The organism is Halomonas sp. WWR20, assembly GCF_054602495.1.
Window position 1 is genome coordinate 13,999 of the sequence record NZ_JBTRHR010000017.1, and the last position, 19,535, is coordinate 33,533.

Annotated in this window: 18 protein-coding genes; 7 read left to right on the plus strand and 11 right to left on the minus strand. The window is 60.8% G+C overall.

Annotated elements, in window-relative coordinates:
- The first annotated feature begins 93 nt into the window (after positions 1 to 93).
- Positions 94 to 1,083, plus strand: a complete 990-nt coding sequence (locus ACW4DH_RS18755) for a zinc-dependent alcohol dehydrogenase family protein (protein ID WP_459637927.1) — start codon at positions 94 to 96, stop codon at positions 1,081 to 1,083.
- Positions 1,084 to 1,167: 84 nt separating this feature from the next.
- Here the strand turns inward: ACW4DH_RS18755 and ACW4DH_RS18760 are convergent, their stop codons facing one another.
- Positions 1,168 to 2,523 carry an MFS transporter gene (locus ACW4DH_RS18760; RefSeq protein ID WP_459637928.1) on the minus strand — a complete coding sequence of 452 codons (1,356 nt, stop codon included), beginning with the start codon at positions 2,521 to 2,523 and terminating at the stop codon, positions 1,168 to 1,170.
- A gap of 359 nt (positions 2,524 to 2,882) precedes the next feature.
- Here ACW4DH_RS18760 and ACW4DH_RS18765 point away from each other — a divergent pair, with 359 nt between their 5' ends.
- Positions 2,883 to 3,461: an ANTAR domain-containing response regulator gene (locus ACW4DH_RS18765; protein ID WP_459637929.1), complete on the plus strand. Its 579-nt coding sequence runs from the start codon at positions 2,883 to 2,885 to the stop codon at positions 3,459 to 3,461.
- A 9-nt stretch (positions 3,462 to 3,470) separates the two neighbouring features.
- Positions 3,471 to 4,688: a CmpA/NrtA family ABC transporter substrate-binding protein gene (locus ACW4DH_RS18770; protein ID WP_459637930.1), complete on the plus strand. Its 1,218-nt coding sequence runs from the start codon at positions 3,471 to 3,473 to the stop codon at positions 4,686 to 4,688.
- 120 nt (positions 4,689 to 4,808) lie between these two features.
- Here ACW4DH_RS18770 and ACW4DH_RS18775 read toward each other — a convergent pair whose 3' ends face one another.
- The gene (locus ACW4DH_RS18775) at positions 4,809 to 6,485 is read right to left on the minus strand and encodes a peptidoglycan DD-metalloendopeptidase family protein (protein WP_459637931.1); all 1,677 of its coding nucleotides are present in this window, start codon (positions 6,483 to 6,485) and stop codon (positions 4,809 to 4,811) included.
- Positions 6,486 to 6,680: 195 nt separating this feature from the next.
- Complete coding sequence (locus tag ACW4DH_RS18780) at positions 6,681 to 7,514, minus strand: pirin family protein (protein WP_459637932.1); 834 nt, start codon at positions 7,512 to 7,514, stop codon at positions 6,681 to 6,683.
- A gap of 101 nt (positions 7,515 to 7,615) precedes the next feature.
- On the opposite strand from ACW4DH_RS18780, the gene ACW4DH_RS18785 reads away from it, so the two are divergent.
- Complete coding sequence (locus ACW4DH_RS18785; RefSeq protein WP_459637933.1) at positions 7,616 to 8,563, plus strand: LysR family transcriptional regulator; 948 nt, start codon at positions 7,616 to 7,618, stop codon at positions 8,561 to 8,563.
- 65 nt (positions 8,564 to 8,628) lie between these two features.
- Positions 8,629 to 9,633: a glutathione S-transferase family protein gene (locus ACW4DH_RS18790; RefSeq protein WP_459637934.1), complete on the plus strand. Its 1,005-nt coding sequence runs from the start codon at positions 8,629 to 8,631 to the stop codon at positions 9,631 to 9,633.
- Here ACW4DH_RS18790 and ACW4DH_RS18795 read toward each other — a convergent pair.
- The 5 genes from ACW4DH_RS18795 to ACW4DH_RS18815 are packed head-to-tail and all read right to left on the minus strand — an operon-like array spanning position 9,630 to position 13,512.
- Positions 9,630 to 10,082, minus strand: coding sequence for a YaiI/YqxD family protein (locus ACW4DH_RS18795; RefSeq protein WP_459637935.1), 453 nt, complete (start codon positions 10,080 to 10,082; stop codon positions 9,630 to 9,632). The two genes, ACW4DH_RS18790 and ACW4DH_RS18795, sit on opposite strands and share 4 nt — an antisense overlap.
- A gap of 55 nt (positions 10,083 to 10,137) precedes the next feature.
- The gene (locus ACW4DH_RS18800) at positions 10,138 to 11,214 is read right to left on the minus strand and encodes a hypothetical protein (protein ID WP_459637936.1); all 1,077 of its coding nucleotides are present in this window, start codon (positions 11,212 to 11,214) and stop codon (positions 10,138 to 10,140) included.
- Positions 11,215 to 11,231: 17 nt separating this feature from the next.
- On the minus strand, positions 11,232 to 11,984 hold the full coding sequence (locus ACW4DH_RS18805; protein ID WP_459637937.1) for a hypothetical protein: 753 nt from the start codon (positions 11,982 to 11,984) through the stop codon (positions 11,232 to 11,234).
- A complete protein-coding gene (locus tag ACW4DH_RS18810; RefSeq protein ID WP_459637938.1) occupies positions 11,981 to 12,637 on the minus strand; it encodes a hypothetical protein in 657 nt (218 codons plus the stop codon). The genes ACW4DH_RS18805 and ACW4DH_RS18810 overlap by 4 nt, the downstream gene beginning before the upstream one ends.
- 47 nt (positions 12,638 to 12,684) lie before the next feature.
- A complete protein-coding gene (locus ACW4DH_RS18815) occupies positions 12,685 to 13,512 on the minus strand; it encodes an SH3 domain-containing protein (protein ID WP_459637939.1) in 828 nt (275 codons plus the stop codon).
- Positions 13,513 to 14,059: 547 nt separating this feature from the next.
- Here ACW4DH_RS18815 and ACW4DH_RS18820 point away from each other — a divergent pair.
- Positions 14,060 to 15,778, plus strand: a complete 1,719-nt coding sequence (locus tag ACW4DH_RS18820) for a DEAD/DEAH box helicase (RefSeq protein WP_459637940.1) — start codon at positions 14,060 to 14,062, stop codon at positions 15,776 to 15,778.
- Positions 15,779 to 15,969: 191 nt separating this feature from the next.
- Entirely contained in the window at positions 15,970 to 16,083 is a 114-nt protein-coding gene (locus ACW4DH_RS18825) for a 30S ribosomal protein THX (protein WP_459637941.1), read from the plus strand.
- A 366-nt stretch (positions 16,084 to 16,449) separates the two neighbouring features.
- Here the strand turns inward: ACW4DH_RS18825 and ACW4DH_RS18830 are convergent, their stop codons facing one another.
- From ACW4DH_RS18830 to ACW4DH_RS18840, 3 genes are all read right to left on the minus strand, one after another.
- Entirely contained in the window at positions 16,450 to 18,027 is a 1,578-nt protein-coding gene (locus ACW4DH_RS18830; protein WP_459637942.1) for an aldehyde dehydrogenase (NADP(+)), read from the minus strand.
- Between the two features lie 20 nt (positions 18,028 to 18,047).
- Positions 18,048 to 19,043 (minus strand): AraD1 family protein, encoded by a 996-nt coding sequence (gene araD1, locus ACW4DH_RS18835; RefSeq protein ID WP_459637943.1) that lies wholly within the window; start codon positions 19,041 to 19,043, stop codon positions 18,048 to 18,050.
- Between the two features lie 45 nt (positions 19,044 to 19,088).
- Positions 19,089 to 19,535 (minus strand): TRAP transporter large permease subunit (locus ACW4DH_RS18840; RefSeq protein ID WP_459637944.1); only part of this gene is annotated, 447 nt, incomplete at its 5' end.

Sequence of the window (19,535 nt, forward strand, 5' to 3'; positions counted from 1 at the left end):
GAATGTTTCTTCCTTGCTGGCGGAGTGTCGACGTGACGCGCCCCTGTGAATAGCGATGAGCCTTCCCAATTGACGAGATCAGACGGAGAATTTATGCCACGCATTGTTCGTATCCATGAGTACGGGGGCCCCGAAGTGTTGCGCCTCGAGGAACTCGAAGTGCCCCAGCCCGCGGGTGACGAGGTGCAGATCGCAGTCAAGGCGATAGGCGTGAACCGCGCGGAAGTCATGTTTCGTAACCACGCTTATCTTCAGGAAGCGACATTTCCCAGTCGGTTGGGCTACGAGGCCGCCGGCATCGTGAAAGTGGTGGGCGAGAACGTGGAGGGGTTCAGCCAAGGCGACGCGGTCAGTCTGATTCCGCCTCTCGATATCGCCAGGTGGGGCACCTATGGCGAGGTCGCCAATGTCCCCGCGTCGTTACTGGTCAAGCATCCCGACAGCCTCTCCTTCGAGCAGGCCGCCGCAGTATGGATGCAGTACGTGACCGCCTACGGTGCCCTGATCGACCAGGCGAAGCTGACCCGGGACGATTTCGTGATCGTGACTGCCGCCTCGAGTAGCGTCGGTATCGCCGCCTTTCAAGTGGCTAAACAGGTGGGCGCCACCGTCATTGCCACGACTCGCACCTCCGCCAAGCGCGACTCCCTGGGGGAGGCCGGAGCGGATTACGTCATCGCCACCCAGGAGGAGGATCTGCCGGGGCGTGTCATGGAAATCACCCAAGGCAAGGGGGCGCGGGTGGTCTTCGATCCGGTGGGTGGCCCGACGCTGGAGCCGCTGACCGAGTCCATGGCGACCGGCGGAATCCTGCTGGTCTACGGCGCGTTGAGCCCGGAGGCAAGTCCGTTCCCACTGTTCACGGTGCTGGGAAAGACGTTGACGCTCAAGGGCTATCTCTACAGCGAGATCGTCTCCGACGCTGCACGGCTCGACGGTGCCAAGCGCTTCATCCTGGAAGGGCTGGAATCCGGTGCGCTCAAGCCAACCATTACCCGGACCTTTCCTCTGGAGCAGATTCAGGAAGCGCATCGTTTCCTGGAATCCAACCAGCAGGTGGGCAAGGTCGTGGTCACCGTTTAATCAAGCGCCATGGCGATACCGCCTCGCATTCGCGAGGCGGTGTGGGTCGCTGATGGCCACTAACCGGGACAGACGCATCGGCGATCAGCGCACGCCGACGGCGGCGGGTGCGGCGCCCTGGGTGCCGGCGGCCTCGTGGTAGGCCGCATCTTCTTCTGCCAACACCTGGGGCGAGAAGCGCACCAGCAGGGCGCAGAAAGACGCCAGCAGCACGGCCACGCCGAGATAGAACAGGCCCTGCTGGTAGGTCAGGGACTCCGAGCGGAACAGGAAACCGGCGGCGACGGCGCCGGCGTTACCGCCGGCACCGACGATGCCGGCCACCGCACCCAGGGCCTTCTTGTTGATGAAGGGGACCACGCCGAAGGTGGCGCCTTCGGCCATCTGGGTGAAGAGACTGAAGACCAGCATGATGCCGATGGCCAGCGTCAGGACATGCATCTGGGAGAAGAACATCAGTGCGATGCCCTCGCAGAACATGGCGATGAACAGCCAGCGTACGCGGCCCTTGAGCCCCCCGTTGCGAGCGAAGAGATCGGAGAATACGCCGCCCAGGGTGCGGGCGAAGAGGTTCATCAGGCCGAACAGGCCGGCGATGAGACCGGCGGTAGACAGATCGAGATCAAACGTGTCGAAGTAGTAGATGGCGGCGATGTTGTTGATGGTCAGCTCGACACCAAAGCAGGCGGCATAGACCACGAACAGGGCCCAGACGCGTTTGTCCTTGGCGGCGGCGGCAAAGGTTCGGCCCATGCTGTGCTCTTTTTCGGCACGGGGCAGCTCGCCACGTTCACGCAGTTCGTCGAAGTTGCCGTCGGGGGCATCCTGGGTCAGGAAATAGTAGGCAATGCCGGTGATGAACAGCACGATGCCGGGCACGACCATGGCCAGGCGCCAGCCGAGCGTGGCCTCGACACCGAGCATGAGAATGCCGGAGAAGACCAGTGGCATCAGGATCTGCGTGGTGCCGCCGCCCAGGTTACCCCAACCGGCGGTGGTGGCATTGGCGGTGCCCACCACGTTGGGGCCGAACATCACCGAAGTGTGGTACTGGGTAATGACAAAGGAGGCCCCGATGGCGCCGATCGCCAGGCGGGCGATGAAGAAGCTCTCGAAGCTGTCGGCGAAGCCGATCATCATCACTGGCAGGGATCCCAGACACAACAGCCAAGTGTAGGCCTTGCGTGGGCCAATCTTGTCGCAGAGCACGCCGATGGCCAGACGCACGATGACGGTGATCGCTACCGAGGCGATGATGGTATTGCCGATCTGGGTCTTGGTCAGGCCAAGGTCGTCACGCACCACTGCCATCAGCGGCGCGATGCCGAACCAGCCGAAGAAGCAGACATGGAAGGCGAACCACGACAGATGGAAGGCACGCATCTGCGGCGTGTTGAAACTGAACAGGCGGATCCTGTTGGCTTTGTTGCGAATGTCCATGGGACGTTCCTCGTCGAGACGGTATCGAACACGAATGCATGGCCCTTCGTCGTTGAAGGTCCCGGTTCGACGCACTCGTACTCGCAACGCAAGCCTGGTCCACGTCCTGGTGTCTTCCCTTAAGCAGATTGCATGCCAACCTATAGAAAGCGCTGCCATACAGGGCATTATGTACGGCGTGGGCTGCGGTGATGCGATGTCTACGTGCCGCTTTGGCGCATGTTGCATGCCGCTTGCACTAGGACAATGCACGGCGCGGTGCGCCGATGTCATGGGCGGGGCGGGAAGGTTGTGTTTACGTCTTTGGCATGGATACTGCTAGACACACAAGACAAGGCACCACAGGCAGGGGAGCGCGCATGATAAGAGTGCTGATCGTGGATACCCGGGGCGAGCGATCCCGGGCGCTGGAGCAAGCACTCCTCGAGGCGGGGTTCGAGGTCATCACGACCGTGGACGAGCAAGAAGACCTTTATGCCATCATGGAGCGTCTGCAGCCGGATGCGGTCATCGTCGATGCCGCGCTACCCAGTCGTGACACGCTGGAGCATCTAGGGCAGCTCGGGCGACGCTATCCCAAACCGATGATCATGCTGGCCGATGAGGAAGCGCCGGACCTGAACCAGCAGGCCGCTCGTGCTGGGGTCAGTACCTATGTAGTGGATAGTGTGGGGCCGGCACTGGTGCGCTCGATGCTCAATGTCGCCATCTCGAGTTTCGAAACGCATCGTGCGCTCAAGGGCGAGCTGAACCGTACCCAGGAAACCCTGGCCCAGCGCCGAGCTATCGACCGGGCCAAGGCCATGGTCATGGAAGTTCGCGGACTCGGCGAAGAGGCTGCCTACCAGTACCTGCGGAACACAGCGATGAATCGACGCATGACCATCCATGAGCTGGCCCAGGAACTGCTGTCCGCTACGGACAAGAACAAAAGGTAGGAGGAGTGCATGGAGACCAACGGGATGGAGGGGAGTTTTCCCGCGCCGGAGTTGCGTCGTCTGACCTTGGGAATGTTGCCGCTCAATGATGCGGCGCCTCTGGTGGTTGCCTTGGAGCAGGGCTTTTTCGCGGCCGAGGGGCTGGAGGTCGCGTTGAGTGTCGAAACCTCCTGGGCTGGGCTGCGCGATGGCGTACAGTTGGGGAGACTCGATGGCGCCCAGATGCTGGCGCTGATGCCGTTGGCCTCGACGCTGGGACTGGATGGCCGCGCGACACCGATGCTTTCAGCGCTGACCCTTAATCTGGGCGGTAATGCGATTACCGTTTCTCAGTCGCTGCATGCCGCGATGAGCGCACTGGATGCCGAGGCCATGGCCCATCCGGTGACGCGGGCGCGGGCATTGGCGCGAGTGATCGAAGCGCGGCGTCACGACGGGCAGCCTGCCTTGCGTTTCGCCAATGTCTACTCTTTCTCCTCGCACCGTTACCTGTTGCGTTACTGGTTGGCGGCGGGGGGCATCGATCCGGATCGGGATCTGGAATTGCGTGTGGTGCCGCCACCGCTGATGGCGTCTCAGCTCGAATCCGGCGTCCTGGAGGGTTACTGCGTAGGTGAACCCTGGAACCGGCTAGCAGTCAGTCGCGGCCTGGGGCGTATGCTGTGCAGCAGTTTCGATATCTGGGGCGCCAGTCAAGAGAAGGTCTTCGGCGTATGTGAAACGTGGGCCGAGCAGTACCCCAATACACACCGCGCGGTATTGCGTGCCTTGCTGAAGGCCTGCCGCTGGCTCGACGAGCCCGGCAATCGCGAGCGTGCGGCGCGCCTATTGTGCCTGGGAGGGTATCTGGACGTCTCGCCGCAGATTGTCGAGGCGGGGCTGTGCGATCCTGACGAGATGAGTCGTGACGAGGATGCGGGTTCCGGTGGCACGTTGTTCTTTCGTCATGCCGCTACTTTTCCCTGGTACTCGCAAACCCTATGGTATGCGCACCAGATGCAGCGCTGGGGCCACCTGCCCCAGACACTGGATCTGCAGGCCGCCGTTCGGCGCTGTGTGCGTCCCGACCTCTACCGCCAGGCGGCAGGCGATCTGAAGCTTTCCGTCCCCCTGAGCGACAGCAAGATCGAAGGTGATCATGATCAGGCCTGGTCATTGCCGGGGGATCGCGGTGACATCGCCATGATGGCCGACAATTTTCTCGACGGTCGCGTTTTCGAACCTTGAAGCCGGCTTATCGCTCCATCGCGCTGCACAATCGGTGGGCTCTACAATGATACGACAACGCCCCGCAGACGCGGGGCGTTGTCGTAACAGTCACACCATCATTTCAAGCGTGGGGGCGGATTAGCCACCGTCGGCGCGTGGGCCCGCTGCGGAACGGCTGGCGACAATGGCAGTCTTGCCGTCATCATGTAGCTTGGCTAACAATTGCTTCGATTCCTGCTTGAAGGCGGCCAGTGCCTGACCCGACAGGCTCTGACTGTCAGGCAGCTTGACGCGCATGGCGTCGACTTGGCGATTGTTGACCATGATTTCGTAGTGCAGATGGGGGCCGGTGCTACCGCCGGTATTGCCGGACAGGGCGATACGATCGCCCATGGAGACGCGCTGACCAGGCTTCACCAGTGATTTGGAAAGGTGCATGTAGCGTGTCTTGTAGCCGTTATCATGCTGGATTACGAGATAATTGCCCGCGCCGCCGGCTTGGAAGTCCGTCTTGACCACGCGGCCATCTGCCGGCGCCAAGACGGGGGTACCGTTACGCATGGCGAAGTCCGTTCCCCGGTGCGGGCTGATGCGGCCGGTGATCGGATGGTGGCGGCGCAGGTTGAAAGGCGAGCTGACGCGATGCTTGCCGTTGAACGGAAAACGATTGAATGCCGGATCGAGGCTATGCCCATCAGGCGTATAGAAGCGGTTGTCGCCACTGTTGCGAATGACGGTCAGGTTCATGCGATCGCCTTCGTACTGAGCGGCAAGAACGCGCGAGTCCAGAGGCTGACCTTCGATCATGTCGGACTCGACGAGAACCTGAAAATGATCGCCGCGACGGGCGTCGCGGCGGAAATCGAGTTTTTTGCCAAGAATGCCGGTCAGCTCGGCCACTTCTGCGTTCGACAATCCGGTCGCTTCGGCAGAAAGGGCGAAGCTGCCATTGACGGTGCCGGAAAACAGCCGTTGTGTCGCCTCGGAAGCCTTGGCGATATCCGCGACGGTAAATTCGTCGCTAGTCCCACGCTCGATCAGGTAACCGCTGCGAGCATTCTTCATCACCCGCAGAGCGAGTAGGGAGCCGTTTTCGTCCAATTTATAATCGAAGCTACGACCGACCCGCCAGCGAGTCAGCACGTTCTTGTCGGGGATGGTGGCCAGGATGCGCATGACATCGCTGTAGCCCAGGCCCAGGTTACGCTCGGCCATGACCGCGAAAGTGTCGCCGGGTTGGATGGTGTAGCTTTCCCACTCGGGCACGTAGATCTGCTGCGCCGCGATCTCTTCGTCGAGCTCTGGCTCGCCATCGGACAGCTCGACCGGGTCGATGGAGATGTCTTCGTACGAAGTGCCTCCGATAGACTCGTCGGGAAGCTGCATGGCGAGATGTAGCGGCTGGGTCTTGACGGCCTTCTTCTGCGCCGTATCGGATGTCGCTAGCGGTGGGCGGGATTCGTCGGACGGAAAAACGTCTTTCCCTACGGTATCGTTCGCCTGGGCATCGGCAATGAAATCAATATCGATGATTTCCCGCGCGGCCAATTGAGATAAAGGGATATAGCCCTGCAGCGGCTCAAAATCGGCTTGTTTCGCCAAAGCCGCCCTTTCAGGAGAAGCGGCATCGTTGTTTTGAGACGATACCAGGCCGTTCGGAATGGAGGAAATCTGCAGCTGGCTAGGAGCTGCATCGATGTCGCGCTCGTCGGCATCGGTCATAATCTGGTGTGCGCCCAGCACCGTTACCATAGTCGCAACCGGTAACAATAAAAATTTATGTGTGCGGGGCAGCGAATGAAGGATTCGCAACATATAAAGGCCGTACATGACATGTGGATATAAAAAGGCTATCGAACCTTAACCTATGCGACATGCCATGCCTAGCCTGTTTTTACATACAGCAAGGCCTACCCTCCCTCAACGTTTCCATGTTTTCGGGAGAGAAGCCTGAAGGTTACCTTGCCCCGCAAGGCAGCCTACATCCTTTTAAGTGCGGTACTGCGCGCATTACTGCGTCAGGGTACCGTCTTGATAATCGCGCAACGTCTGCTCGAGTTCTTCGCGTGAATTCATCACGAAGGGGCCGTAGTGAGCGATAGGCTCACGATGTGGCGTGCCGGCCAGAATCAACGCGCCTGCTTCGCCACGGCTTGCCAGGGTGAGCATGTTACCCGTCCCCAATAGCGCTAACGTGCCTTGCGCAACTTCACGTTCTTCAATAGCAAGCTTACCTTTATAAACATAGACCAGCAATGTCTCGGCGTCCTGCTTTATTTGCAGCTGTCCGTCATTCAATAGTCTGACATCAGCCATTGCGCCATGGCCTGCCAAGCTATCGAGCGGGCCCGAGACTTGCTGGCCTTCGGCATGCCAGTCGCCGCCCAGAGCAATAAGCTGGCCGCCTTCGGAGGTAATGCGAGGCATTTGCGTGCTCCGCACGTCACGATAAGTGGCCGGGCTTAGCTTTTCGCTGGCGGGTAGGTTGAGCCAGAGCTGGAAGGCATGCAGTCCGTCGCTATCGGTCAGGGGCATCTCGGAGTGAATGATGCCACGACCGGTATGCATCCACTGCGCATCGCCGGCATGGATGGTACTGGTGTGCCCCAGATGATCTTCATGAGTCAGGCCACCATGGATCACGTAGGTCAAAGTCTGAATGCCGCGGTGGGGGTGGGAAGGAAAGCCGCTGAGGTATTCGTCGGGGCGATCCGAGCCCAACTCGTCAAGCATGAGAAACGGGTCGATGCCACCCTCGAACTCATGCACGCGATGGATCTTGACGCCGGCACCATCCTGGCTGGGGTGGCCGGGAATCAGCCGAATAATAGAACGTTGGGTCATGGCAAGCTTCCTCTAAAAGCGAGCGGTTTGATTGGCATTCTAGGCGCATATTCTCGAATATTAAGCGCATAATCTTGCCGATATCATTCGAGGTTTTCGAAATGTCTCGCGTCACGCTTGCGCAATGGCAGACCCTGGCTGCGGTAGTCGATCATGGCGGTTTTTCTCGAGCCGCCGAGGTGTTGCACAAGAGCGCCTCGACGCTCAATCACGCCGTGCACAAGCTTGAAGCGCAGTTGGGTGTGCAAGTGCTTGAGCCGGTCGGACGTCAGGTCCGTCTCACTGAATCCGGCGAGATGCTGCTGCGCCGGGCTCGTCAGTTGATCGAAAATGCTGCGGCGCTGGAGGAGGTGGCGGGGAGCCTGGCGCAAGGACTCGAGAGTGAGGTGATCCTCGCCGTAGATCAGGTGTTTCCCGCCGATGCGCTGGCCAAGGCGCTCGAGACGTTCTCCCGCAACTATCCTAATGTGCGGGTGCAGCTTCACGAAACGGTGCTTAACGGCGGTATCGAAATGCTGCACGACGGTCGTGCCGATCTGGTGGTCTCGGGTCTTGCCGCCCAGGGTTTTCTCGGCGAACCATTGGTCACGCTGCGCTTCATTGCCGTCGCGCACCCTGATCACCCGCTGCATCAGCTTGAAAGACCGCTGGATCTGCGTGATCTCGTGCAGCATCGTCAGCTGGTCGTGCGCGATTCGGCGCTTCGCCAGGCGGTGGATGCCGGTTGGCTCAAGGCGGAGCAGCGCTGGACCGTGAGCCACTTGGCGACGTCACTCGACATGCTCGAAAGAGGGCTGGGGTTTGCCTGGTGCCCCGAGACGCGAATTCATGAGGCACTTGCAAGCGGCCGGCTTAAGCCGCTGGCGTTGAGTGCGGGGGGCATTCGTCAGGTGCCGGTCCAGTTGATCTTCAGCGACAGGGATCGCGCGGGACCGGCAACCCATGCCATGGCCCGTGCTCTGACCGAATCGGCCATGGCGTGCTGCCAGGAGCGCGGCGATTCGATGCAGTCGAACGATTCGGCAGAAAACTTGCCAAGGACACGATGACGCAGCCGGTTTACGCTGATGAGATTGTTCCAGCACTATCATGCCGGTTATGACAGGGAGGCAGTATGGGCTTGTTGATCGAAGGCACATGGCAAGATCAGTGGTACGATACCAAGACGCATGGTGGAGAATTCGTGCGTGAATCGGCCAAGCTGCGTGATTGGGTCACACCGGATGGGAGACCCGCAATACAGGGGCAGAGCGCTCTGCCTGCCGAGGCGGACCGCTATCATTTATATGTTTCGCTGGCGTGTCCATGGGCGCATCGCACCCTGATCATGCGCAAGCTGAAAGGGCTGGAAAGTCTGATCGGCGTTTCCCATACCAGCCCGCTGATGCTCGATCAGGGCTGGACATATCACCAGGCGGAGGGTTCCAGCGGCGATCCGCTTAACGGCATCGACTATCACCATCAGCTGTATACGTTGACCGATCCCCGTTACACCGGGCGAGTGACGGTGCCGGTATTATGGGACAAGCAGGAACGGCGTATCGTGAACAACGAATCCGCCGAACTGGTTCGTATCTTTAACGATGCCTTCGACGAGCTGACCGGCAACCGCCTGGATGTCTATCCCGACGACCTACGCCAGACCATCGAGGCGATCAATGCCGATGTCTACGATCATATCAACAATGGCGTCTACAAGGCCGGTTTCGCGACCGAGCAGGCGGTCTACGACAAGCACGTCATGGCACTGTTCGAGGCCCTCGATCGTATGGAGTCGCGCCTGGCTGAGCAACGTTACCTGGCCGGCGAGTGGCTGACCGAAGCGGATATCCGTTTGTTCACCACTCTGGTGCGCTTCGATGCCGTCTACCATGGCCACTTCAAGTGTAACCTGAGGCGTATCGAGGACTACCCGAACCTGTCCAATTACCTGCGTGAGCTGTATCAGTGGCCGGGCGTCAGGGATACGGTCAATTTCGATCACATCAAGCGCCACTACTATTACAGCCACGACACCATCAATCCCACGCGTATCGTGCCCAGGGGACCGGCGCTCGATCTAATGCGTCCCCACGACCGCGAGCGGCTACCGGGAAGGGGGATCCGCGAAAAGGCCTAGCGGGTGTGCCTGGCCAGCCATCGATCCAGAGCGTTGGCGAAATCGCGGCGGTCGGCGTCGGAATAGCCCTTGGGACCGCCGGTATGCTCGCCGCTGGCGCGCAGGGTTTCCATGAAATCTCTCATTTGCACGCGCGAGCGGATATTGTCTCGTGTCAGTGCCTCGCCCCGCGAGGTCATCACTTCAGCACCTTTATCGATCGCCTCCATGGCCAACGGCAGGTCTGAAGTGATGACCAAGTCTCCTGGGGCCGCGCGGTGCACAATCTCCTGATCGGCGGCGTCGAGGCCGCTGGTCACCGCCAGCGCCTTGACCCAGGGCGAGGGCGGCAGTGGCACCTGATGGTTGGCCACGAACCAGGTCGTGACCTGGGTGCGCTCGGCGGCACGGACCAGAATGTCGCGTACCACGCGCGGACAGGCGTCGGCATCGATCCAGAGCGTAGGCATGGCGAGTCTCCTGCTCGGTAAAGAAGCGCACGATACTATGATTGTGCAACATGTTTCAGCGCTCGTCTGGTGGCGATTCGCTGATGGCATCTGCTCTCTGGGAGGCGTTGTCGTCCAACGAAGGCCTGACATTGCGAGGGGGAGCAAGAACGCGACCCGGCACGTATTCGAAGAATATCATCAATGCGAAGCCGATCAGGGCCAGCAAGGACTGGAATACCGGATCGCCTTTCAGATAAGCCCATAGCGTGGGGCGCAGCTCGAGAGCACGTGTCCCGAGCCGGCTGACTTGCAACGCACTTCCCCGAGCGCGGCACGAGACGGCGAAGCCGGGGGCCTGGTTCTCACCGGCAGAGAAAACGCAGGCTGTCCTGGCATCTCGGCCGTCTTGGTTGATGACGTGGACCTCATCACCCAGTTCCAACGGCAACCGCATGACTTCAAAGCGATCCCCTGTCAGGAGGGCCGTGCCTAATGCCGTGACATGTCCTTGGTGCAGCATGGGCGGCGCCAGTGCCGCATTGGTGTCGTAGGTTTCCACTCCGATATGCCCTACACCCTGAAAGCCGCCGCTGAAAGGATGACTGACGACATTTATCTCAAGAGCGATTGATCGCAGCGGTTGGGATGTCTGGGCCGGGGTCAGCAGGTTCTCTACCTGCAGGTGTGCCGCTGACGCATCGTTCTCGCTGCTCGAACATGCAGCGTCAGTCCTGTCCATGGCGACGGGTTCGATGATGACGCTAAGCGGCCCGCTGCCATAGCGGACCATGCGTACCCGCATGCATGATCCGATATCCACAAAACCTCTGAAGGGTTCCGGTTGCGGTTCCGAGGCATTCAATAATTCGCCCATGTTCTGGAAATTATGGGTATCCACCGGGTCGTCTAGCCCGAAGGTGGCAAGCGCATCTCTCACATACCAGCGTGTAGTGCCGACCTGCTCTGTCACGATCATGTCCAGGATTTCGGTATCGGCACTGACGCTGAAGCTGGCCGGCAGGCGAATGGTGTTGAAGAGTAGCGTGGCGACCAAGGGCATTATTGCCAAGGTGAGGAAAAATACCCGAAAAGGGCGTTTGAAGACTCTCAGCAATAACAAGGCGCTAAACCCGCGTGCCGGAAGTCTCATCGTTGGGTCCCTGCCAGTCAGCGCGACAGGGGGAGAGGTACGACAGGGGCACGGTTGGGTCCACGATACCGCAACAGCGCAGCCTGCTCATACTGCGGTTCCTTTTCCGCTGCTTCCAGGGCTTTCACATCGATATCGCAATAGCGGTCGAAGGCGATCTTTTGTGCGGCTTGAATCGGTTGGCATTCGACGGCTTCCACCCCTTGGCCTTGAAGAGGGATGGCGAGAAGCGTCCGCATGCGGCTGCTATTGATGAAGATGCGCAACCGATTAGCATCGTAGGGAGGCGTCCAGGCCACCGGCAAGATCCGCTTCACCGCGCCGCCCGGTTCACAGCTGTCCTTGAGGGTGGCCAGGGCGACAAGCTCCCGGGCCCGGGCATCTTCATAAAAAGCGCGTGCGCGGCTGGTGTATTGCACTCTTAATAAGTAGGGAGGCTCAATGTCGGGCAGGGTCGTCTTCCAGATGCCCTTGTAGCTACCGTCTCGGGAAGCCAAATTCAGGCACAGCAAATCTTCATCCGGGGCAGCGGCAACGGATGCTGGCGGCGCCGAGTTGACCGAGACGTATAGTGTGTCGCCGCTGGGGCGGCCGGCATCGATAAACATCGTGCCAACGACGACTCGTCCCGAGACCGGCACGTTCTGGATGTAACCTTCGTCCACCCAGTCGGCTTGGACGTTGGCTTCGCGCAACGCTTGGGCATGAACTGGAGTGCCCAGCGAGAGGCCCACCACCGCCAGGCCCAGCTTTGTGCTTAGCGCTTTCATGACAGCTTTACTCGTACCGGCAGGCTGGCGCTTCTGCCGTTGGCCTGGTCTTCACCTGCTGCCTTGCCGGTGATTTCGCATTCCAGTGAGCCGGTCAGGTCCACGCCTGTAATTTCGCGAATGGCAAGCACGCAGGTATAGGCGCTCAGATGGGTAACTAGGTTGGCTTGCCAGCCTCCGCGTACCAGTTGACCATTGAACGTGCGTGGAGTACCGGTTCGCGCCGCGTTGAATGTGCCGGTAAACTCGTCGGAGGTTTCATCGATCTTGAGGTTATAGAGGCTAAGGCCATGCCATACCGAGTACAGGTAGGCTTGCGGTTGTGTGGCCTGCGAGGGCTGAATGATCTCGACGAGAATGCTCTCGCGATCCCGGAACAACTGACGCAGGGCTGCCGTCTGGAGCCGCTCGTCGTCGGCGTTGAGTGCGGCTTCCTGCGCCATGCTGCGCAGTACCGGGTCGTCGCCTTTCATGACCTCGTCGAAAACCGCGAGGCGGATGGAGGGACTCTCGTCGTTCAGAAGTTCTCTTACCCGGTCGATGATGCCGGCGCGCTCTTTTGCAGCTTCGATGTTGGCGAGGTCGATGGCGTGAGCCGGCAGAACGATGAAAGTCAGTGCTAGTATCAACCAGCGCGGTTGCAATATGAGCATGGAGTTTCTCCTTTGTTGTTGTGCTGTTTCAGGTCTGCCTGTCCCGGCTATTGCAAGGTCGCACCGTTGACCGAAACATAGCCTTCCTCTGTCCTGAGCCAGGGAGCACCTTTCACTTTTCCCGTGATTTCGATGACATGACCCACTCTCAGCCAACGAACGACGGGGGACCATGCGCTAGGCTCCTCGCGGATGGCAGTGCGTATCGAAATCATAGCCCGGGTTTTCAGCGGTTCTATCGGCTGTTCAATGGCCGGCATCTGGGTAGGTCCGGCGGTGTCGAAGAAACGGGATACCAGATGCGCCAAGGCATCCTGGCGATAAGCCCGGACAAGCCCCTGTTCGGCATCGACCGACATCACCATGCCCACCGGTAATCCGTCGAGTAACAAACGGGAGCCGCTGATGCCCTGAAACAAGGTAATATCCTCACCGAGCGGGACGATATCAACGTAGCGGTCATCATAAGCATGAAAACGAACAGGATAGGACTCCACCCCACCGGTAGCGCGCACGCGCACGATCGTACCGGTCTGGCCGGCTGATACCGCCTTCTGCAGAGATGTATCCAGGTCCGTCGAGGCGAGCCAGCCGACACCGCAATCGATCTTCCCGCGAGAGTGGACGCGAAGTATCGCAATATCCTCGCCGAAGCTACTCGATATCTCGGCCGGAGCCTGGGTGCGATCCGCAGTCACGACGAAAAGCCCCAGGCCGTGACCTACGACATGCTCCGGTACAATGGCGAAGCATTCGGCGTTACGGATACGCAGCACGCCCTGGCCGTTTTCCTGCCCTTGGATAAAGACAAGTTCGGCGGCGGGGAGAGCGGTCGCTATCCCACTTAGCACCAGGCCTATTAGAAGACGTGCCACTCCTCGCATTTCACCTTTCCTCGCGCCTCGCCCAAGCGGTTATTTCAAGCCTAGTCGATCTGTATTGCCGTGAGGGCATATCGCTAACCGTTGCAGGAACGTAGCTTGTCGTGGATTTGCCCAGCATAAAAGGGCCACTCGAAAGCGGTATTGAACCAGCACTAGCCAAAAGCTCTCGACGATGGTAGTATACGCACTCCTCGCATGTGTTGACCCCACCATCCTGCTGATTCGCCCCTTAGTATTTGATGCCTAATAAAGAGGCATGGGGACGACTCTCTCGCAAGGCGCACAGCTGATTAACAGCTGACACGAGCGCCCGGGTGCATAGATGGAGCGCCATAGTGCCTAAAACGGCCCGGCGTATACGGTCGCCACACCTGTTCGTCCTTCACTGCATGTCGCGGTGTTGGCTGAGAAACGAACAGGACGCCTGGTGCGACCTGGTGCCATGTCTCGTTGCAATGTTCGGATTATCGACGCAACCAGAAGCGACAAGGCGCCACAACTTTTCTTGCCGGTGACTACCGGCCATTCAAGGTGTTACATGACCTCGACTTCTGTTGCCTCGCCGAGCTTCGGCGACCTGGCACTCGTGCCTGCTGTACTCTCCGCTCTGGAAACCCTGGGCTACGAAACGCCCTCACCGATCCAGGCGCAGACCATTCCCGCGCTGTTGGAAGGCCGGGACATGCTGGGCCAGGCCCAGACCGGTACCGGCAAGACGGCTGCGTTTGCGCTGCCGATCCTGTCGAAACTCGAATTGAACCGTCGTGAGCCCCAGGTACTGGTGCTGGCGCCGACCCGTGAGCTGGCCCAGCAGGTAGCGGTGTCGTTTACCAAGTATGGCCAGAACCTGAAAGGCCTCGAAGTCGCGAGCCTATGTGGTGGCCAGGAATATCGTGAGCAGCTCGGCGCCCTGCGGCGTGGTGCGCAGGTCATCGTGGGGACGCCCGGCCGGGTGATCGACCACCTCGACCGCGGCAGCCTCAAGCTCGAAGGCCTATCCTCGCTGGTCCTCGACGAAGCCGACGAAATGCTGCGCATGGGTTTTATCGACGACGTCAAGCGCGTGGTATCCGATACGCCCAAGACCGCGCAGCGGGTGTTCTTCTCCGCCACCTTGCCGGCTGAGATCGAGCGCATCGTCAACCGCTACTTGGTCGATCCGGTCAAGGTTGCCATCGAGTCCAAGGCTGACACCGCGGCGAGCATCGATCAACGTCTGGTGCGCGTCGAGGGCGGTGCCAAGCTGGAAGCGCTGTCGCGTATCCTCGAAGTCGAGCAGGTTGATGCGGCCATCGTTTTCGTGCGCACTCGTGCCGCCTGCACCACGCTGGTCGAGCAGATGACCGCTCGCGGTATCAATGCCGCCGCATTGTCCGGTGATCTGGATCAGAGCCTGCGTGAGCGTACCGTGGCACGCCTCAAGAAAGGCAAGATCGACGTCCTGATTGCCACCGACGTGGCCGCTCGCGGTCTCGACGTGCCGCGCATCACTCACGTCATCAACTACGATCTGCCGCAGGACAGCGAGGCCTACACGCACCGCATCGGGCGTACCGGCCGTGCCGGTCGCTTCGGGGTGGCGATTACCTTCGCCGGTTTCCGCGAGACGCGTAAGGTGCGCTGGCTGGAGCAGGCCACCGGTCAGACCATGACCGATACCGAACTGCCCGATGAAGCGGCGATTCGTGCCCACCGTGACGAGCGCTTCCGCGAGCGCGTGATCGGAGCATTGACCGCCGGTGCCGAGGAGCAGCGTGCATTGGTCGAGCGGCTGGTCGCCGAGGGTCAGGATCCGGTCGAGTTGGCATGCGCCTTCGCCGCCATGGCGCGAGCCGACGAAGCACCGATCGGTCGTCTGCCCAAGCCGGGTGCGCGTAGCGAACGCGAGCGTGCGCCGCGTGACAGCAAGGATGGCAAGCCGCCGCGTCGTCGTGATAGCGGTCCCTCCGAGGGTATGACGCGTTATCGCGTCTCGGTCGGCCACAAGGATGGCGTCAAGCCGGGACAATTGGTCGGTGCATTGGCCAATGAAGGTGGCATCGAAGGCTCGCGTATCGGACGTATCGATATCCGCAACGCCTTCTCGGTCGTCGAACTGCCAAGCTCCCTGCCGTCCAGCATTCTGGCCAAGATGGCACGCGCCCGTGTTGCCGGTCGTCCGCTGGAAATTGCCGAGGACCATGGCGCGCCTGAGCGTGCACCGCGGCGTCGCAACGATGACGATGCTCCGGTACGTCGGCGCTCGCAGGCATCATGATTGGTATGCCGCTGACGGCATGAACGATTGCCTAGGGCGGCTAGCGTAGCGTCTTCAAAAAGGCCGGGAGCAATCCCGGCCTTTTTGCGTTGTGACCTTCGGTTACGCTCACCGACTTGACCCGGCACACCGATTTTTCCACGCTCATCAAGGCAAGTCGATTGTGAACTCTGATGATAGGGAGACAGTCCATGGCAAAAGGTGACGCACGCAGCAAACGCGGCAAGATCAGTCGAGGCTCATTCGGACGCCGACGTCCACGCAAGCAGCGCCAGCGCAAGCGGTTGTTGGCGCGCGGTTTTTGACAGAGCTCATGAATTCTTAAAATTGGGGCGGTCCATGTGGACCGCCCTTTGTCGTTACCGGCCTGGTCAGTCGCGCTTTACCAAGGGGTTATAGCGCTGACGCATATCGAAAGCCCGGGCGGGTAAGCGAGCGCTGTGATCGGCACAATTGGTCAGTGCTCCCAGCGAGAGAGCCGAAATGGTCACGAGATGCGACTCTGTCGCTGTCGTCGAGAAACAATTTTCGTTATGCCCTGCAAAAACGATATGGCATAACGAAAACGGCCCATCAGAAAGTCTGATGGGCCGTCTCTTTAGGGCGAGGCGAAAGCCTGCCACAACGCTGGCCCACGATACTATTCGGCTAGCGTTATTTCGCTATCTGGCTCAGCCTTCGCGCTTGCCATCCACCAGCCGCTTCAGCTTCAGCGGGTTGTCATTTCTGAGCGCCTCGGGCAGCAAGTCTTCGGGCAATGCCTGGTAGCACACCGGGCGCAAGAAACGCAGGATCGCCGCGCTGCCCACCGAGGTGGTGCGGCTGTCAGTGGTGGCCGGGTAGGGCCCACCATGTACCATGGCATGGCACACCTCGACCCCCGTTGGCCAGCCGTTGACCAGGATGCGCCCAGCCTTGCGCTCCAGCGTCGGCATCAGACCCCGTGCGGCCTCGAGATCGGCATCGTCCATCTGCAACGTGATGGTCAACTGACCTTCGAGATGCTCGGCGACCTGCTTCACTTCGGCAGTGTCGGCGCATTCGATAATCAGCGACGACGAGCCGAACACCTCCTCCTGCAGCGTCTCGTCGGCCAGGAAATCGGCCGCGCGGGTGCTGAATAGTCCGGACTGGCACTGGTGGGGCGATTCTCCCACCTTGCCGCGGGCGATCTCGTGTACCTTGGCGTGGCTGGAAAGCCGGCCGACTCCCTGCTGGTAGGCATCATGAATGCCCGGGGTGAGCATGGTCTGCGCCGCGCTCTCCTTGAGTGTCTCGCCAGCGACCTTGACGAACGCGTCGAGCGCCGGACCTTTCTCGGCAATCACCAGGCCGGGGTTGGTACAGAACTGTCCCGCGCCCATGTTGAGCGAGGCGACGAAGGCCTTGGCCATCTCCTCGCCACGCGCCTGAAGTGCTTGGGGGAAGGCGAACACCGGGTTGATGCTGCTCATCTCGGCGTAGACCGGAATCGGCTCCGGGCGTTGCTGAGCGATACGTGTCAATGCCAGCCCGCCATTGCGCGATCCGGTGAAACCCACCGCCTTGATCCGATGGTCGGCCACCAAGGCGCCACCGATCTCGTTGCCCGCACCGAACAGCAGCGAGAACACGCCTTCCGGCAGCTGGCACTTGGCCACGGCCTGTTGCACGGCGCGGCCCACCAGCTCGGAGGTGCCGGGATGGGCGGGGTGCGCCTTGACCACTACCGGGCAGCCTGCGGCCAAGGCGGAGGCGGTATCGCCCCCGGCCACCGAGAAGGCCAGCGGGAAGTTGCTGGCGCCGAATACTGCCACCGGGCCCAGCGCAATGTGGCGCTGGCGCAGGTCGGCGCGGGGCATCGGCTGGCGATCGGGCATGGCCGGGTCGATGCGCACGTCCAGCCACTCGCCGGCCCGTACGACAGATGCGAACAGTCTCAGCTGGCCGCAGGTCCGGCCTCGCTCGCCCTCGATGCGCCCGCGCGGCAGGCCGGACTCGGCCACGGCGCGCTCGATGAGTTCATCCCCGATGGCCTCGATCTCGGCGGCGATGGTCTCGAGGAAGACTGCGCGATCCTCCAAGGACCTCTCGCGATAGACATCGAAGGCCTCCCAGGCGAGCTGGCAGGCCTTGTCCACCTCGGTGTGGCCGCCACCGGCATAAGCCGGCTCAAGCGGCTCACCGGTGGCCGGGTTAGTGGCGCGAAAGGATGTATCCTGGCCAGTGACTTCCTGTTGTCCTATGAACATGTTGCCGGTCAGCGTCATGGGTGCCTCCTGTCGGTGAATCAGAGTGAACGGATCGTGATGACTTCCTCGTCATCGCTGTCAAAGCGTAGCGTGTTGCGTAAGGGACGGCCGAACTCGGGCAGGTCGATCTCGAAGCGGTCGCCCTGCTGGGTGCGGATACTGTCGGCAAAGCTGAGGGTCGCGGTGCCGAAATAGTGGACATGCACGTCCCCGGCACGCCGGAAGGGAGCGTACTTGAAATGGTGATGCTCCAGGTTGGCCAATGTATGGGCCATGTTGGCTTCGCCGGTAAGAAAGGGTTTTTCCCATAGCGTTTCGCCGTCGCGGACGATACGGCTGACGCCTTCCAGATGCGCGGGCAGCTCACCGATCAGTAATTCAGGACCGAAACTACAGGCCCGCAGCTTGGAGTGCGCCAGCCACAGGTAATTGAAGCGCTCGGTGACGTGGTCGGAAAACTCGTTGCCGATCGCGTAGCCAACCCGCCAGGGGTGGCCATCATTACCGATCAGATAGAGACCGGCCAGCTCGGGTTCTTCGCCAGCATCTTCGGCAAAGCGGGGTACCGGAAGTTCACCTTCCGGATCGACGACGATGCTGCCGTCACCCTTGTAGAACCATTCCGGCTGGGCACCGGACAGGCCGGCCTCGGGCTTGCCGCCCTCCACACCGAGCTTGAACATGCGCATCGAGTCGGTCAGTTCGCTCTCGTCAACCTGAGCCTTGGCATGCATGGCCGAGCGGGTGTCGGCGCTGCCCAGATGGGTCAGGCCGGTACCGCTGATCAGGCAGTGCGCCGGATCGGGATGAGTCAGCGGTGCCCGTAGGCGTCGATTCTGGATCAGCGTAGCATACTCGAGGCGGGTCTCTGTCAGCGCCGCCTCGACGATTTCCGTCAGGGGACGGTGCTCGGCGATAGCCTGCTGGGCCAAACCATAGACGCCCTGGTCACCCTCGACCAGTCGGACCTGCTCGGGATTTTCCACCACGGCCACCCGCAGGCGGCCTTCATGTTCGTATTGGATCAGTCGCATGGCGATCTCCGATTGATGTTGTTAAGACATTGCCGCCCCGGCGCCTTACACCAGCCACATGGCCAGACTCGGCCAGAACAGCAGGGCGAACAGCACACACAGCTGAATGGCGATGAACGGCAGCAGCGAGACGAAGATATCCTTCAGGCTGATGCCCGCCGGCGCCACGCCCTTGAGGTAGAAGGCGGCCGGCCCGAACGGCGGCGACAAAAACGACACCTGCATGTTGACCGCGAACAGGATACCGAACCAGATCGGGCTGTAGCCCAACTGCGTGACGATCGGCACGAAGATCGGCAGGGTCAGCATCGCCACCCCGATCCAGTCGAGGAACATGCCCAGCATCAGCAGGATCGCCATCATCACCAGCATGATCACGATGGGCTCGACCTCGAGCCCCAGGATCATCTGCGAGATGAAGCGGTTGCCGCCCATCAGGTTGTAGACCCCGACCAGCGCCGCCGCGCCGATACCGATCCAGATGATCATGCC

Bases quoted from the DNA above. Each gene is read 5' to 3' on its own strand.
- ACW4DH_RS18785 (WP_459637933.1), top strand. From the start codon at position 7,616: ATGTCTCGCGTCACGCTTGCGCAATGGCAGACCCTGGCTGCGGTAGTC.
- ACW4DH_RS18775 (WP_459637931.1), bottom strand. From the start codon at position 6,485: ATGTTGCGAATCCTTCATTCGCTGCCCCGCACACATAAATTTTTATTG.
- ACW4DH_RS18830 (WP_459637942.1), bottom strand. From the start codon at position 18,027: ATGACGCTGACCGGCAACATGTTCATAGGACAACAGGAAGTCACTGGC.
- ACW4DH_RS18810 (WP_459637938.1), bottom strand. From the start codon at position 12,637: ATGCTCATATTGCAACCGCGCTGGTTGATACTAGCACTGACTTTCATC.
- ACW4DH_RS18800 (WP_459637936.1), bottom strand. From the start codon at position 11,214: ATGAGACTTCCGGCACGCGGGTTTAGCGCCTTGTTATTGCTGAGAGTC.
- ACW4DH_RS18820 (WP_459637940.1), top strand. From the start codon at position 14,060: ATGACCTCGACTTCTGTTGCCTCGCCGAGCTTCGGCGACCTGGCACTC.
- ACW4DH_RS18825 (WP_459637941.1), top strand. From the start codon at position 15,970: ATGGCAAAAGGTGACGCACGCAGCAAACGCGGCAAGATCAGTCGAGGC.
- ACW4DH_RS18755 (WP_459637927.1), top strand. From the start codon at position 94: ATGCCACGCATTGTTCGTATCCATGAGTACGGGGGCCCCGAAGTGTTG.
- ACW4DH_RS18790 (WP_459637934.1), top strand. From the start codon at position 8,629: ATGGGCTTGTTGATCGAAGGCACATGGCAAGATCAGTGGTACGATACC.
- ACW4DH_RS18795 (WP_459637935.1), bottom strand. From the start codon at position 10,082: ATGCCTACGCTCTGGATCGATGCCGACGCCTGTCCGCGCGTGGTACGC.
- ACW4DH_RS18765 (WP_459637929.1), top strand. From the start codon at position 2,883: ATGATAAGAGTGCTGATCGTGGATACCCGGGGCGAGCGATCCCGGGCG.
- ACW4DH_RS18760 (WP_459637928.1), bottom strand. From the start codon at position 2,523: ATGGACATTCGCAACAAAGCCAACAGGATCCGCCTGTTCAGTTTCAAC.
- ACW4DH_RS18780 (WP_459637932.1), bottom strand. From the start codon at position 7,514: ATGACCCAACGTTCTATTATTCGGCTGATTCCCGGCCACCCCAGCCAG.
- araD1 (WP_459637943.1), bottom strand. From the start codon at position 19,043: ATGCGACTGATCCAATACGAACATGAAGGCCGCCTGCGGGTGGCCGTG.
- ACW4DH_RS18770 (WP_459637930.1), top strand. From the start codon at position 3,471: ATGGAGACCAACGGGATGGAGGGGAGTTTTCCCGCGCCGGAGTTGCGT.
- ACW4DH_RS18805 (WP_459637937.1), bottom strand. From the start codon at position 11,984: ATGAAAGCGCTAAGCACAAAGCTGGGCCTGGCGGTGGTGGGCCTCTCG.